This window comes from Enterobacter cloacae complex sp. HYC080_NIDB, from assembly GCF_056673325.1.
In genome coordinates this window covers 1,322,287-1,338,162 of sequence record NZ_CP114212.1, presented here as the reverse complement: position 1 = coordinate 1,338,162, position 15,876 = coordinate 1,322,287, and the positions used below count along the sequence as shown (strand labels likewise).

Genomic DNA, 15,876 nt, shown 5'->3' with positions numbered 1-15,876 from the left:
GCTCCTGTCTTTTTATGTCATGATGATGCGGGGTGTTCGGAGACGCTCTTTGTTGAGAGCAGGCCATCGGCCCGGAACATACTCTTGATGCCCCTCACCGCCTGACGAATACGGTCGCTATTTTCGATTAAAGCAAAGCGCACGTGGGTGTCACCGTAATCACCAAAGCCAATGCCCGGTGAAACACACACCTTCGCGTCCTGCAGCAGTTTTTTAGCAAACTCAAGCGATCCCATTGCCGCATACGGCTCCGGAATTTTCGCCCAGACGTACATGGACGCTTTCGGCATTTCCACCATCCAGCCCGCTTCATGTAACCCTTTTACCAGCACGTCGCGGCGGCGTTTATACTGGGCTGCAATGTCGTGAACGCATTGCTGATCGCCTTCAAGCGCCGCAATAGCGGCAACCTGTAGCGGCGTAAAGGTGCCGTAATCGTGATAGCTCTTGATTCGCGCCAGCGCACTCACCAGCGTTTTGTTACCTACCATAAAGCCAATACGCCAGCCCGCCATGTTGTAGCTTTTCGACAGAGTAAAGAATTCTACCGCCACGTCACGCGCCCCCGGCACCTGCATGATTGAAGGCGCTTTCCAGCCGTCATAGACGATATCCGCATACGCCAAATCATGTACCACCAGCACGTCATAACGCTTAGCCAGGGCCACAACCTTCTCAAAGAAATCGAGCTCCACGCACTGCGCCGTCGGGTTGGACGGGAAACCAAGGATCATCATCTTGGGTTTCGGATAGCTTTCGCGAATTGCGCGCTCCAGCTCGTTGAAGAAATCGACGCCTTCCACCAGCGGTACAGAACGTACCTGCGCCCCGGCTATCACCGCGCCGTAAATATGGATTGGGTAACTTGGATTGGGAACCAGTACCGTATCACCGTGATCCAGCGTGGCCAGCATCAGGTGCGCCAGCCCCTCTTTCGAGCCGATGGTCACAATGGCTTCACTTTCAGGATCGATATCAACCTGATAACGATCCTGATACCAGCGCGAGATCGCGCGGCGTAATCTGGGAATACCGCGCGAGGTTGAGTAGCCGTGCGTATCCGGACGCTGGGCAACCGTGCAGAGCTTCTCAACGATATGCGGTGGCGTTGGGCCGTCAGGGTTGCCCATGCTGAAATCAATTATGTCTTCGCCGCGCCGACGCGCAGCCATTTTCAGTTCAGCGGTGATATTGAAAACATAAGGGGGGAGACGATCGATACGCGTAAAACGGCGTTCAGGACTGAATTCAGCCATAGATTCCTCAGATTAACGTTAGCGCCCGGACCGTCCGAGCGACGCTGCCACTGATGTGACATGCTTAGAAAATAACCTGAAAAAAATCACGCTGTCGAGAGGGAAATGAAAAAAAAGAGAACCCCATGAAAACCGGAACACGGGTACGCCTTAAAGCGGAAGGAGGGGGACTCATATCGGCTTTCCGTTATCTATTGTTTAACACAATGATATCAAAACAGTTACCGGACGATGCGACAGCAGGAAAGAATCGGGAGGTATCAATCCTCATTCGATAATCCCCTTTCTAAAACAGGGTTTTTCCTCATTTGATAAACCTGACGGATAGCTGGTCAATATGCCCCAGGTTTTTTATCATGGTTCTTTCCCGTTTTCCCAGGTCTGCTCGTGCACGAAATATTCACTATGCTGCTGGCGGTTTTTGATCGCGCAGCATTAATGCTGATTTGCCTGTTCTTCCTTATTCGCATTCGCCTGTTTCGCGAGCTGTTGCATAAATCTGCTCACTCGCCGAAAGAACTGCTGGCCGTCACCGCTATCTTTTCGCTCTTTGCGCTGTTCAGCACCTGGTCCGGCGTGCCGGTAGAGGGCTCGCTGGTTAACGTGCGGATTATCGCCGTCATGTCTGGCGGAATTTTGTTTGGTCCGTGGGTAGGTGTCATCACCGGCGTGATTGCCGGAACCCATCGCTACCTGATTGATATCGGCGGCGTCACGGCGGTGCCGTGCTTTATCACCAGCATTATCGCCGGGGTACTATCCGGCTGGATCAGCCGTAAAATCCCGAAAAAGCAGCGCTGGCGCGCCGGGATCCTCGCAGGCATGGTGTGCGAAACGCTGACCATGATCCTGGTTGTCGTCTGGGCTCCCACGACCGCGCTGGGGCTGGATATCGTCTCGAAAATCGGTATCCCTATGATTCTGGGTAGCGTGTGCATCGGTTTTATCGTGCTGCTGGTGCAGAGTGTGGAAGGGGAAAAAGAGGCCAGTGCCGCTCGCCAGGCCAAGCTGGCGCTGGATATCGCCAACAAAACGCTGCCGCTTTTCCGCCACGTTAACGCGGAGTCGCTGCGTCAAGTCTGCGAGATTATTCGCCACGACATTCACGCGGATGCCGTCGCTATCACCAATATTGACCACGTGCTGGCTTACGTCGGCGTTGGCGAGCACAACTACCGCGACAATGATGACACGATAAGCCCGACCACCAGACAAGCGATTAACTACGGTAAAATCATTATTAAAAACAATGATGAAGCCCACCGAACGCCGGAGATCCACTCTATGCTGGTGATCCCGCTTTGGGAGAAAGGCGTGGTGACGGGCACGCTGAAAATTTATTACTGTCACGCGCATCAGATCACCTCAACGCTGCAGGAGATGGCGATAGGTCTGTCGCAGATCATCTCCACGCAGCTTGAGGTCTCCCGGGCGGAACAGTTACGCGAGATGGCAAATAAGGCAGAGCTGCGCGCGCTGCAGAGCAAAATCAATCCCCATTTCCTGTTTAACGCGTTAAACGCCATCTCCTCTTCGATTCGTTTGAATCCGGACACCGCGCGCCAGCTGATTTTCAACCTGTCGCGTTATCTGCGCTACAACATTGAGTTGAAGGATGACGAGCAGATCGACATCAAAAAAGAGCTGTATCAGATTAAAGACTACATCGCGATCGAGCAGGCGCGCTTTGGCGACAAACTGACGGTCATTTACGATATTGATGAAGAGGTCAACTGCGTGATCCCAAGCCTGCTGATCCAGCCGCTGGTCGAAAACGCCATTGTTCACGGTATTCAGCCCTGTAAAGGCAAAGGTGTGGTCACCATTAGCATCACCGAAAGCGGCAACCGGGTGCGTATCGCCGTGCGCGATACCGGCCACGGGATTGACCCAAAAGTCATCGAGCGTGTGGAGTCTAATGAGATGCCGGGGAATAAAATCGGGCTGCTGAATGTGCATCACAGGGTCAAGCTGCTCTACGGCGATGGGCTGCATATTCACCGTCTTGAACCCGGCACTGAAATCGCTTTTTACGTCCCGAATGAACGCTCCCCTGTTCATGCGACGGCATCACTGTTACCTCAGGGTGAGTAATATGAAAGTCATTATCGTTGAAGATGAAATTCTGGCTCAACAGGAGCTCACCTGGCTCATCAAAACCCACAGTCAGATGGAGATTGTGGGTACCTTTGACGATGGGCTGGACGTGCTGAAATTTCTGCGGCATAACCGGGTCGACGCCATTTTTCTGGATATTAATATTCCTTCGCTGGACGGCGTCTTGCTGGCGCAAAACATCAATCAGTTTGCCCACAAGCCGTTTATTGTGTTCGTTACCGCCTGGAAAGAGCATGCCGTTGAGGCCTTCGAACTGGAGGCGTTTGACTATATTCTGAAACCTTACCAGGAGTCGCGGATTGTCAGCATGCTGCAAAAGCTGGAGGCCGCATGGCAGCAACAGAGCGCTCCGGTCACCGCCAGCCCGACGGTACGGGAAAACGACACCATTAATCTGGTCAAGGATGAACGCATCATCGTGACGCCAGTGAATGATATCTACTACGCCGAAGCGCATGAAAAGATGACGTTTGTCTATACGCGGCGGGAATCGTTTGTCATGGCGATGAACATTACCGAATTCTGCGGCAAGCTGCCGTCGGCCCACTTTTTCCGCTGCCACCGTTCGTTCTGCGTGAATTTAAATAAGATCCGCGAGATCGAGCCGTGGTTTAACAATACCTATATTTTGCGTCTCAAGGATCTGGATTTTCAGGTGCCGGTGAGCCGCAGCAAGGTGAAAGAGTTCCGTCAGTTGATGCACCTGTAAAACGCCCTCTCCCGGCGGAGAGGGCTCTGTGTCAGAGGATTTGCCCGAGAACCTGACGCAGATGGGCACCCGAACCCAGCAGGCCAGGGTTATCATGCACGATAAGATAAACAGGAATATCCTGCACGTAGCTTCTGAAGCGTCCTTTATCTTCAAACCCACCGCGGAAACCTGAAGCTTTAAAGAAGTCGAGGAAGCGCGGTACGATCCCGCCCGCAATATAGACCCCACCAAAGGTGCCAAGCGTCAGCGCCAGGTTGCCGCCGAAACGTCCCATGATCACGCAGAACAGCGACAGAGCACGGCGGCAGTCGATGCAGCTGTCCGCCAGCGCTCGTTCGGTGACGTCTTTCGGCTGCAGGTTTTCCGGCAGACGACCGTCCGATTTCACAATTGCGCGGTACAGGTTCACCAGCCCGGGTCCAGACAGGACGCGCTCGGCAGAGACGTGACCGATCTCAGCACGTAACTCTTCGAGAATAATGCCCTCTTCTTCGCTGTTTGGCGCAAAGTCTACATGACCGCCCTCACCCGGCAGGCTTACCCAGCGCCGATCAACATGCACCAGATGCGAAACGCCCAGGCCGGTACCGGCACCGTAAACCGCAATCGGCTTTCCCTCGACCGGTTCAGCGCCGCCGAACTGGATCAGATGCTCTGGCTTGAGCATCGGGATCGCCATAGACACGGCGGTGAAGTCATTGATGATTTCCAGATGCGCAAAACCGAGGTTCTTTTTCATCTCTGCAATAGAGAATGCCCAGGTATGGTTGGTCATGGCGACCCAGTCGCCAGTTATCGGGCAGGCAATGGCAATGCAGCCATCCTCGACGCTCACCTGATGTTCATCCAGATAGACGCGGACAACGGCCTCAAGGCTGGGATAATCCAGCCCCGAGTAGGTTTTCGCCCGGGAAATTTCACCGCTACTTACATCGCATAATGCGAGGCGCGCGTTCGTGCCGCCCACATCACCTACCAAAGCATACTTTGTCATTCTTCTACTGCTCCGCTAAAGTCAGAATAAATCTTTGGGACACTGTAAATTCAAGGCGTGATAACAACAACGACTGGAAGGTGAATGCCCATGGATTATCGATCTTCGTCACAGAATAACTTTACCGTTTCAGCACCTTTTGCACTATTGCCATAAAGCTGATTGTGCAGAGTAACGTTATACCGTTTTGTACAAGGAAATCATCATGCTCCACCCGCGAGCCAGAACCATGCTGTTGCTGGCAATTCCGGCGCTCATCATTGGCGTGGCGTCAAGCCTGGTACTCATTGTCGTGATGAAAGTCGCGTCGGTACTGCAAGCCCTGCTATGGACGGCGCTTCCGGCGAAACTGGGGATCACCGCTGATTCTTCAGCGTGGATCATTTTGATGCTGACGTTAACCGGTATTGCGGTAGGCCTGGTGATCCGATTCAGTCCCGGCCACGCCGGACCGGACCCGGCGCTGGAGCCGCTGATTGGCGCCCCGGTTCCGCCCTCTGCGCTGCCGGGGTTGATCATCGCGTTAATTGTGGGCCTGGCGGGCGGCGTCAGCCTCGGACCAGAGCATCCCATTATGGCGGTGAATATTGGTCTGGCGGTGTTCCTGGGCTCACGCATTTTACCGCGCGTGGGTGCGCTGGACTGGACGATCCTCGCCTCCGCAGGCACCATCGGGGCGCTTTTCGGCACGCCCGTCGCTGCCGCGCTGATTTTTTCACAGACGCTTACCAGCAACAATGATGTCCCGCTCTGGGACAAACTATTTGCTCCCCTGATGGCCGCGGCGGCGGGCGCGCTAACAACCAGTCTGTTTTTCCATCCCCACTTCTCCCTCTCTCTGCCCCACTACGGAGAGATGCGAATAGCGGATATTTTCAGCGGTGCCATCGTCGTTGCAATTGCCATCGCGCTGGGGATGGTCGCGGTATGGTGTCTGCCGCGCCTGCACCGGCTGGTGCATAAACTCAAGCATCCGGTGTTGATTCTGGGCACAGGGGGATTGATCCTCGGTATTTTAGGCACCATCGGCGGGACGGTGACGCTGTTTAAAGGCCTGGACGAGATGCAGCAGCTGGCATTCAGTCAGGTATTTAGCGTTTCCGACTATCTGCTGTTTGCCGTCATCAAACTGGCGGCGCTGGTCGTCGCGGCTGCGTGCGGTTTCCGCGGTGGACGCATTTTCCCGGCGGTGTTTGTCGGCGTGGCGCTGGGGCTGATGTTGCACGAACATGTGGATGCGGTTCCGGCGGCAATTACCGTCTCCTGCTCGATTCTGGGTCTGGTTCTGGTGGTGACGCGTGACGCATGGCTGAGCCTGTTTATGGCGGCGGTTGTGGTGCCGGATTCGACGCTGTTCCCGCTGCTCTGCATCGTGATGTTGCCCGCCTGGCTCCTGCTGGCGGGCAAACCGATGATGATGGCCTGGCGAAACGATAAGTAATCAGGCGCTGTTGCGCGCTTCCAGCGCTTTGGTGAGCGCGCTCAGCAGCGGCGGTATGTCGGATTTCGGCAGCATGACCTCGATCAGCGAAAGCCGCTCGTGGTGCGCCACTTTTTCCAGCACATCCACCAGCTCGCCCGCCTCACTCACCTGCCAGCACTCGGCCTGAGGCGCGAGACTCAGCGCCTGTGGAAGGTGCGTCCAGTTCCAGAGCGCAATATCATTATACCGTTGCTCTGGTCCATGGATGGCCCTTTCGACCGTGTACCCTTCGTTGTTTAGCACCAGAATGATCGGACGTTGTTTATCACGCAACATCGACCCGAGCTCCTGAATAGTCAGCTGCGCCGCGCCATCCCCCGTCAGCACTATCACACGCCGGTTCGGGCAAGCCGTTTGTGCGCCAAACGCTGCGGCCAGCGTGTAGCCGATCGACCCCCACAGCGGCTGGACGATAAAATTCACGTCAGCCGGAAGGCGCAGGTCAATGGCGCCGAAGGCCGACGTTCCCTGATCGGCAAGGATGATGTCTCCTGGGCGAATAAACGTTTGCAACGTTTTCCAGAAATTCTCCTGGGTCAGCGCGCCCTCCGGCTGAGGGAAGCTCATTGCGCGATGGGAAGCTGGCGCAGGTTTATCATGCACATGCTGTTTACACAGTTCCACCAGCGTTTCGATTGCCTGAAGCATCGGGATGCCGGTAAACCAGACGTCACCGACGCGGGCAGCGTGAGGCTGAACTTCTATCGTTTGGGCCGGGGTTAGCTGATGGGTGAAACCGGCGGTGAGGGTATCGGTAAAACGGGTGCCGATGCACAGTACCGTATCCGCCCCTTCAATCGCCTCTTTTACCGGGCCGGCGCTTGCCGAGCCGCTGTATGTGCCGTAAAAACCGGCATGACGTTCGTCGAATATCCCTTTACCCATTAGCATCGTGGCGTGCGCCATCGGCACGTCCTTCACCCACTTCTGTAGCGCATGCTTGTGTCCATGGCGCAGAACAAGGAAATCAGCTAACAGCGCGGTGCGCTTGCTGGTTGCCAGTTTATTTTCCGCAGCATCCCGAAACGCTTTCAGGCAGGCACTGTCGGCATGGGCATGGTGAAGTGTGAGAGCGTTTACAGGAGGCGTGGCGGCTTTTTTTGCCACGTCGGCAGGTAACATCAAATAGCCGGGGCGACGCTCCCGGAGCATGGTGGTCAGAACCCGGTCGATTTCATAGCAGGCGTTTTGTTCGGTCAGGATCGCCTGAGCGACGGTAATCGGCTCGCTCATATGATAAAAATGGCGGAACTCCCCATCACCCAGCGTATGGTGCAGCAGTTCCCCTCGTTGCTGTGACGCCGTCCCCGGCGCCCCGACAATATGCAATACCGGAACGTGCTCGGCATAGCTTCCCGCGATGCCATTCATGGCACTTAACTCGCCGACACCGAATGTTGTGAGCAGCGCGGCGAAGCCCTTGCAGCGGGCATATCCATCAGCGGCATACGACGCGTTTAATTCGTTGGCACAGCCCACCCAACAGATGTCGGGGCTGTCTATTACATGGTCGAGAAACTGCAGGTTATAGTCGCCCGGCACGCCAAACAGATGATCGGCTCCACAATCAGTAAGACGGTCCAGCAGGTAATCGGCGACGCAGTATGGGGTACGCATGAACAGGTATCCTTCTAATGTTGACCTCACTTTGAGTATTAGAGAAGCGTGATGGCTGTCCAGAATCAGCGGTAAGAAGGGTATGGAAAGAATGCTTTACAAAAAAGGCTGCGCTATGCTGCTTTTTTTCACGTTAATGTAAACGCATACACTGATTTTTCTCATCTGCGCACGAGGTCATAAAATGGGTTATCAGCCGGATAAAAATCGTTACCAGACAATGCAGTATCGTCGCTGCGGTCAAAGCGGGCTCAGGTTGCCCGTCATATCGCTGGGTCTGTGGCATAACTTTGGGGACGCCACGCGTCTCGAAAACAGCCGTCAACTTTTACAGCACGCCTTCGACCTGGGTATTACGCATTTCGACCTTGCCAATAACTATGGTCCTCCACCGGGGTCGGCCGAGCGTAATTTTGGGCGTATTTTGCAGGAGGATTTTCTGCCCTGGCGCGACGAGCTGATTATCTCGACGAAAGCGGGATATACCATGTGGGAGGGCCCCTACGGCGACTGGGGATCGCGCAAATATCTGCTGGCAAGCCTGGATCAAAGCCTGAAACGCATGGGGCTGGAGTATGTCGATATCTTCTATCATCACCGTCCTGACCCGGAAACCCCGCTGACTGAAACCATGAAAGCGCTTGACCATCTGGTGCGCCAGGGAAAAGCGCTGTATGTCGGGTTATCCAACTATCCTGCAGAGCTGGCGCGAAAAGCGATTGATATCCTGAATGACCTTGGCACGCCCTGCCTGATCCACCAGCCGAAATACTCCATGTTTGAACGAGGACCGGAAGGGGGTTTACTGGCCGTGCTGCAGGAAAAAGGCGTCGGCTGTATTCCCTTCTCGCCGCTGGCGGGAGGACAGCTCACCAACCGATATCTGAACGGTATTCCCGCAGACTCCCGTGCGGCAAGTGGCAGTCAGTTCCTCAACCCGGATCAGATCACCGAAGAGAAGCTGGAAAAAGTGCGTAAGCTCAATGTCCTGGCGGAAGGCCGCGGCCAGAAGCTATCGCAGATGGCGCTGGCCTGGGTGTTGCGCCATGACGACGTGACGTCGGTGCTGATTGGGGCAAGTCAAGCGGCTCAAATTGATGACGCCGTTGGCATGCTGGAAAACCGCCATTTCTCCGCGGAAGAGCTGAACCTTATTGAAGAAATCCTGACCAGCTCAAAATAAAACCACTTTTAGCAAAAAGTGCTCTGAACCTGGAATTCGGAGTTGAGGCGATGAAACGAGGCTTTACCAACTCGTAATATTGCGTTAACAGGCCCCACAAAGGCCCCGATCGTGAAGGAGAAAGAGTATGTTCAGGTCACTGATTCTTGCAGCGGTATTACTGGCTTCCGCCCCGCTCATCGCCACTGCTGGCGAAATCACCCTGTTGCCATCAGTAAAATTACAAATTGGCGATCGTGACGACTACGGCAGATACTGGGACGGTGGCTACTGGCGCGACCGTGACTACTGGAACCGTCATTATGAATGGCGCGGTGACCGCTGGCGCAGGCACGATAATGGCCTGCATCGCGGCTGGTACAAAAACAATGCCTATGAACGCGGCTACCGCGAAGGCTGGAACGATCGTGACGACCGCCGCGGTGGCTGGGGTCACGGCCCAAAAGGACACGGTGGTCACGGCCACGGTCGTCATTAATGTAAAATGTAAAAAAGGAGCCTTTCGGCTCCTTTCTCTTTTATAACCCCAGCGCTGTGCCAATCAACAGCCATAAATTTAGCGCCACAACCACTACTACAATTGCCCATCCTGTCCGTTTCACCAGCGTCGAGTTAACCAGATCGCCCATCAGGGCTGGATTGCTGGTAAAAATCAGCAGAGGAACCAGCGCCAGTGCGATACCAAAACTCAGCAGCACCTGACTCATCACCAGAATTCGCGTGGGATCAAGCCCCATCAGAATCACAACAAACGACGGCAGCATGGTGACGGAACGACGAACCCACAGGGGAATATGGAAGCGCACAAATCCCTGCATCACCACTTGCCCTGCCAGCGTGCCCACCACCGTGGAAGAGAGACCGGCAGCCACCAGGCTCAAACCAAAAATCGTGGCAGCAGCATGGCTCAGTAACGGCTCCAGCGTGAGATACGCCTGGTCGAGATCGGCAATACCGGTATGACCGTTAAAGTGAAAAGCGGCAGCTGCGGTGGCCATCATCGCCAGGTTCACAAAACCCGCGATGGTCATGGCAATCGCCACATCCCATTTGGTTGCCGAATAACGTTCTTTACGCGTCCCACCGTGAAGATGCTGGGTCAGCGAAGAGTGCAGATAAATGACGTGTGGCATAATGGTCGCCCCAAGTACCCCGGCAGCCAGGAAGACGGCTTCCGACGTTGGCAGGCTGGGGATCACCATGCCTTTACCAAGCTGTACCAGGTTTGGCTGGGAGAATATCAGCTCGACAATATAGGCCGCCGCGACAAACAGCAGCAGACCACCAATCACCTTTTCAAGCGGCTTTTGCCCCCGACGCTGTAACATCAGGATCAGGAAAGTGGCAATCCCGGTCAGGACCGCCCCTTGCAATAGCGATACGCCCAGAATCAGCTTAAAGCCGATCGCCGCACCGATAAATTCAGCGAGATCGGTTGCCATGGCGATGATTTCAGCCTGCACCCAGTAGAGCCAGACGGCCGGACGTGGGTAGTGGTCGCGGATTTGTTCTGCCAGGTTTTTGCCCGTAGCAATCCCCAGTTTTGCTGAGAGCATTTGAATCAGCATCGCCATCAGGTTCGCCCAGACGACCACCCACAGCAACTTATAGCCGAAGCTGGCCCCGGCCTGAATATTGGTCGCAAAATTACCCGGATCGATATAGCCAATGGCAGCAATGAACGCAGGTCCCATTAATGCGAACCGCAGCTTGCGCGCCGCTCTGCCACTGCTACCCTCTACGCGACTGTTAGTCATTATCTGCCTCTGGAAATATAGCCTTTGCTATGTTTAATGCTATCAAAATGAGAATGATTATCAAGATCATTTAAGTGGTTAAACATGATTTCTCTGATAGCTAAGAACGATAGATGGGCAGGTGGTGCGACATCACAGAATGTGAAAATGCGCAGTCATTTGTGAAGCGTAGCACACAAACTTAACTTTTCACTCATTTACCTAACATAACGAAAATGTATTGTGGATCACTATTTTTGAGACTCGTCACAGGATGTAACTATAGTGTGTCCTTGATCTCGTTTTCTTTTCGCTTGTTGCATAGAATGTGCACGAAAATTAAACCTGCCTCATATTTGGAGCAAATATGGACCGCGTCCTTCATTTTGTCCTGGCACTTGTTGTCGTTACTGCACTCGCATTGCTGGTCAGCACAGACCGCAAAAAAATTCGTATTCGTTATGTTGTCCAACTGCTGGTCATTGAAGTTTTACTTGCGTGGTTCTTCCTGAACTCCAACGTAGGTCTCGGCTTCGTAAAAGGCTTCTCCGAAATGTTCGAAAAACTGCTCGGATTCGCCAACGAAGGGACCAACTTTGTCTTCGGTAAAATGAACGACGAAGGTCTGGCATTCTTCTTCCTGAAGGTGCTGTGCCCAATCGTCTTTATCTCCGCGCTCATCGGTATTCTGCAGCACATCCGTGTTCTGCCGTTCGTGATTCGTGGAATTGGTTTCCTTTTATCCAAAGTCAACGGCATGGGCAAGCTGGAGTCTTTCAACGCCGTCAGTTCCCTGATCCTCGGTCAGTCTGAGAACTTCATCGCGTATAAAGATATTCTCGGCAAAATGTCGCGTAACCGCATGTACACCATGGCGGCAACCGCAATGTCTACCGTTTCCATGTCTATCGTGGGCGCGTATATGACCATGCTGGAGCCAAAATATGTTGTCGCTGCGCTGGTTCTGAACATGTTCAGCACCTTTATCGTGCTGTCGCTGATCAACCCATACCGCGTTGACGCCAGCGAAGAGAATATCCAGATGTCCAACCTGCACGAAGGCCAGAGCTTCTTCGAAATGCTGGGCGAGTATATTCTGGCCGGTTTCAAAGTGGCGGTTATCGTTGCCGCCATGCTGATCGGCTTCATTGCGCTGATCTCTGCGCTGAACGCCCTGTTCGCCGCGGTGCTGGGTATCTCCTTCCAGGGTATTCTGGGCTACATCTTCTATCCTGTTGCCTGGGTGATGGGTGTTCCGGCTCACGAAGCGCTGCAGGTGGGCAGTATCATGGCAACCAAACTGGTTTCTAACGAATTCGTTGCGATGATGGATCTGCAGAAAATTGCCAGCACGCTTTCTCCGCGCGCGGAAGGCATCCTGTCCGTGTTCCTGGTCTCCTTCGCGAACTTCTCGTCCATCGGTATTATCGCCGGGGCGATTAAAGGCCTGAACGAAGAACAGGGTAACGTGGTTTCACGCTTTGGCCTGAAACTGGTGTACGGCTCCACTCTGGTGAGCGTTCTGTCCGCGTCCATCGCAGCGCTGGTCCTGTAACGTTTACTGCAAAACAAAAAACCGGGAGCTTGCTCCCGGTTTTTTTATGCCCGTATTTCTTCCAGCGGTTTGGGTTTACCTATCAGGTAGCCCTGCAGGTAATCCACGCCGAAGCGAAGCAACATCTCCCGCTGTGCGGGTGTTTCGACATACTCCGCCACCACACATAGCGATTTCGTCTTCGCCAGATTACACATCGACTGGACGATCATCGCATCCATGTCATCAGTACAAATGTCTTTAACAAAGCAGCCGTCAATTTTGATGATATCCGCCTGCAGACGTCTGAGACGCTCGTAGTTGGCGTACCCCGTACCAAAATCATCAATAGCAATCCGGAATCCACAATCCCGCAGTTGCTGAATATTATTGATGCTGCAACCTGAATTGGAGAAAGCCTGCTCTTCGGTGATCTCAATGACCACGGTTTGAGGGGCAACGCCGTATCGTTCAAACAGCGCACAAATCTCGGTCGCCACCTCTTTTTGCATCAGCGTGAGCGGCATCAGATTGACGGAGAAACGGGCCCCAGGCTGCGTCGCAGGATGATCTCGCAGCCACAGCAGTAATTTTTCCATAACGCACATATCAAACCGGTGGCTAAGGTTGAACTGGGCAATCAGCGGAATAAAGCGATCAGGGGTGATGATTTCGCCCTCGCTCTCCATACGCGTCAGAATTTCGTAGTAACCGCTACCGTCTGCCTTCTGGATCGGTTGCGCGTATAAATGGAACTGACCCGCCTCCAGGGCATGCTTAATCCGCGCTAACATCAGGACGCGCTCTGTTGTTTGTCCTGATGCAGCCTCCAGGCTATTCGTCAGCGCAAGTACGTTCTGTCCTGCACAAGATTGCTCAGCCAGCCAGCTTAGTTGCCCCAGCGTGTGATGCAATTTTTCACCGTTTTCGACCATCCCCCAGGAGGCACCAAACTCAATATCCAGCCCGGTGTTGTTCCAGAAAATTTTCCGGCTGTTCAACCGATCAACCATATGCTGGAGACGCTCAGCAATTTCCGGCCCCAGCAAGACCACCACCAGCTCGCTTCCGGGCAACTGGAAGAGCATCTCGTCCTTTTGCAGAAGGGGCTGCAGCGACGAGGCGATCGTGCGTTTGCAGTGGACCCGCATCAGGATCCCGTAATGGCGGCTTAAAAATTCCAGGTTATCCATGCGCAGAATGCACACTTTGGCATCCTGGTGAATCTCAAGATACTCCTCCAGCGCACGGATATTGGGCAAACCGGTCAGCGGATCGGTCAGCGCTCTGCCCTGCCATCCCCGCTTCAGCCACTCGCTACGCTGGTAAATCCGCGACATGTAAAGCAAGCAGATGGCAAACGAGATCAGCACGGACAGGATAAAGGAAAGTGAATGGCCCGACTCCACACCATTCAGGAAGTTATAGTTGTAGGTCAACAGCAGAAGCGCTGAAGCAGCCCAAAGCAGAGAGATAAGTGCATAGGTCAGGCGGCTTATCGCTAAGGTAAAGAGAATAAAAATCAGCGGCATTAAATAGCCCGCTATAACAGGGGATTCAAAAGGGCCACATAAAACAGCGAGAATGAAGCCTAGAAGCATGAGCCAGACAAATATAAACAATGAATTCTTATGGAAAAAAATGGGCTTCACGCTTCGTCGCCAGAAGGTAATGGCATAACGAGGATTAATTATCATTCTTAACGGGTAATAGAACATCATGGTAAAAATCAGCGCCGCGCCTATCAGACTTTGAATATCCACGACGTTATAAATTACCGTCCCTTCACCGAAGAAGGTGGAGATAGTTACCGGGAAATCAAACAAATAGCCCGCTAAATACATCGACATTTTAATGCCGAGTGGCACAATAAAACCGAGCCAGAATATCCGTAATCCAATGTGCTTGTTAGGAATGCAGTAGCGCCAGCGCCTGCCCAGCATGATGCGCAACAGGCCGCACGCCGCTAACAACGCAAAGGTCTGACAAAACAGCAATACTGAATATTGTAGCGGTGCTAAATTAATATAGAATAAATTAGTGACAGTAAAACCTAACAGAATGGGAAGAATTGCCCGACGACCAAATAACAGAATTACCGCCAGCATAACGCTCAGGGGTAACCACGCTAAATAAACGTCGTGACCATTCACAATCGCGCGCGGGGAGAGATAACGGGAGAAAGGAACCGCGATCAGGCATATCGCCAGGGCAATTATAAATATCTTTACATTATTGTACGTTTTTCTATTTATTAAGCTGATGCGATTATTATCCGTTCATATCATTGACCGGATGGATAATAGGTTTATTAATTGTGCGAATCAAGTTGAAGTCTATTTATGGACAGGTTTATTGATTTCGATTGAGGTCAGGTACAGGAATACCTTCTTTTTGATAACAAAATGCGGTGGTGAACGTTACAAACAGATAAAAAAAACCCTCGTCTTTTGACGAGGGTTTAAAATTTTGGTGGAGCTAAGCGGGATCGAACCGCTGACCTCTTGCATGCCATGCAAGCGCTCTCCCAGCTGAGCTATAGCCCCACATGTGACTTTACTGACCGCACTCTGTTGGGTTCAGAGTTTGGTGGAGCTAAGCGGGATCGAACCGCTGACCTCTTGCATGCCATGCAAGCGCTCTCCCAGCTGAGCTATAGCCCCATCGTAAAGCTGTCATGTTGACGGGCGGCATAATATGAATTCCGCCGCGGAGTGTCAACGGCAAATTCATTGACCGTGATTCAATCGCCGAAAATTCATGCAAATGAATTACTTTGCGAGCCTGCTCGCAGTCATGAGTTAAGCCTGTCACGTTTTCACGTTAAACGGTGCTATAAAATGAGCCGTTAATTAACCCCACGAATATTCAGGAAATTGTATGATCAAGGAACGAATGACGCCGGAAGAGTTAGCCCTGCTCACCGGCTATAGCCGACAGACCATCAATAAATGGGTACGCAAAGAGGGTTGGATAACGTCACCAAAACCAGGCGTCCAGGGGGGCAAAGCACGCCTGGTACATGTGAATGAAAAGGTGCGTGACTTTATCCGCAGCGCGCGACGGGCAACGGAGACATCCGCAATGCCTGACGGCATCAGCAATGAGCGTTCGCTTCATACCCTCCTCCTGACGCTGGCAAATGAAATGACGCCAGAAGAGCAGAAGCAGATGACATCACTGTTACTGCGGGAAGGGATTACCGGTTTGTTACAACGCCTGGGAATTCGCGACCAGAATTAA

At 53.2% G+C, this 15,876-nt stretch carries 12 protein-coding genes and 2 tRNA genes; 7 read left to right on the top strand and 7 right to left on the bottom strand.

All coding sequences use genetic code 11. From position 1 onward, the window contains the following. Positions 1–17: 17 nt before the first annotated feature. Positions 18–1,256, bottom strand: coding sequence for an alanine transaminase (gene alaC, locus O1723_RS06365; protein ID WP_014884716.1), 1,239 nt, complete (start codon positions 1,254–1,256; stop codon positions 18–20). A 387-nt stretch (positions 1,257–1,643) separates the two neighbouring features. Here alaC and O1723_RS06360 point away from each other — a divergent pair, with 387 nt between their 5' ends. Beyond that, the gene (locus O1723_RS06360; RefSeq protein WP_014884717.1) at positions 1,644–3,350 is read left to right on the top strand and encodes a sensor histidine kinase; all 1,707 of its coding nucleotides are present in this window, start codon (positions 1,644–1,646) and stop codon (positions 3,348–3,350) included. A gap of 1 nt (position 3,351) precedes the next feature. Continuing rightward, entirely contained in the window at positions 3,352–4,083 is a 732-nt protein-coding gene (locus O1723_RS06355) for a LytR/AlgR family response regulator transcription factor (protein ID WP_014884718.1), read from the top strand. Positions 4,084–4,114: 31 nt separating this feature from the next. On the opposite strand, the gene glk is transcribed toward O1723_RS06355, so the two are convergent. Further along, on the bottom strand, positions 4,115–5,080 hold the full coding sequence (gene glk, locus O1723_RS06350) for a glucokinase (RefSeq protein WP_014884719.1): 966 nt from the start codon (positions 5,078–5,080) through the stop codon (positions 4,115–4,117). 205 nt (positions 5,081–5,285) lie between these two features. On the opposite strand from glk, the gene O1723_RS06345 reads away from it, so the two are divergent. Further along, on the top strand, positions 5,286–6,521 hold the full coding sequence (locus O1723_RS06345; RefSeq protein WP_014884720.1) for an ion channel protein: 1,236 nt from the start codon (positions 5,286–5,288) through the stop codon (positions 6,519–6,521). Here the strand turns inward: O1723_RS06345 and ipdC are convergent, their stop codons facing one another. After that, entirely contained in the window at positions 6,522–8,180 is a 1,659-nt protein-coding gene (ipdC, locus tag O1723_RS06340; protein ID WP_014884721.1) for an indolepyruvate decarboxylase, read from the bottom strand. It abuts the gene before it with no gap. Positions 8,181–8,364: 184 nt separating this feature from the next. On the opposite strand from ipdC, the gene mgrA reads away from it, so the two are divergent. Further along, positions 8,365–9,363, top strand: a complete 999-nt coding sequence (mgrA, locus tag O1723_RS06335) for an L-glyceraldehyde 3-phosphate reductase (protein ID WP_014884722.1) — start codon at positions 8,365–8,367, stop codon at positions 9,361–9,363. A gap of 127 nt (positions 9,364–9,490) precedes the next feature. Continuing rightward, complete coding sequence (locus O1723_RS06330) at positions 9,491–9,841, top strand: DUF2502 domain-containing protein (RefSeq protein WP_014884723.1); 351 nt, start codon at positions 9,491–9,493, stop codon at positions 9,839–9,841. A gap of 40 nt (positions 9,842–9,881) precedes the next feature. Here the strand turns inward: O1723_RS06330 and O1723_RS06325 are convergent, their stop codons facing one another. Beyond that, positions 9,882–11,120 carry an Nramp family divalent metal transporter gene (locus O1723_RS06325; RefSeq protein ID WP_014884724.1) on the bottom strand — a complete coding sequence of 413 codons (1,239 nt, stop codon included), beginning with the start codon at positions 11,118–11,120 and terminating at the stop codon, positions 9,882–9,884. A gap of 346 nt (positions 11,121–11,466) precedes the next feature. Here O1723_RS06325 and O1723_RS06320 point away from each other — a divergent pair, with 346 nt between their 5' ends. Further along, positions 11,467–12,654 (top strand): NupC/NupG family nucleoside CNT transporter, encoded by a 1,188-nt coding sequence (locus tag O1723_RS06320; RefSeq protein ID WP_014884725.1) that lies wholly within the window; start codon positions 11,467–11,469, stop codon positions 12,652–12,654. Between the two features lie 44 nt (positions 12,655–12,698). Here O1723_RS06320 and O1723_RS06315 read toward each other — a convergent pair whose 3' ends face one another. From O1723_RS06315 to O1723_RS06305, 3 genes are all read right to left on the bottom strand, one after another. Next, positions 12,699–14,888 carry a sensor domain-containing phosphodiesterase gene (locus O1723_RS06315; RefSeq protein ID WP_248190643.1) on the bottom strand — a complete coding sequence of 730 codons (2,190 nt, stop codon included), beginning with the start codon at positions 14,886–14,888 and terminating at the stop codon, positions 12,699–12,701. 215 nt (positions 14,889–15,103) lie between these two features. Next, positions 15,104–15,179 (bottom strand) — tRNA-Ala (locus O1723_RS06310). Between the two features lie 41 nt (positions 15,180–15,220). Then, positions 15,221–15,296: transfer RNA gene (locus O1723_RS06305), tRNA-Ala, on the bottom strand. A gap of 217 nt (positions 15,297–15,513) precedes the next feature. Between O1723_RS06305 and O1723_RS06300 the strand changes: the two genes are divergently transcribed. Continuing rightward, on the top strand, positions 15,514–15,876 hold the full coding sequence (locus O1723_RS06300; protein ID WP_014884727.1) for a YfeC-like transcriptional regulator: 363 nt from the start codon (positions 15,514–15,516) through the stop codon (positions 15,874–15,876).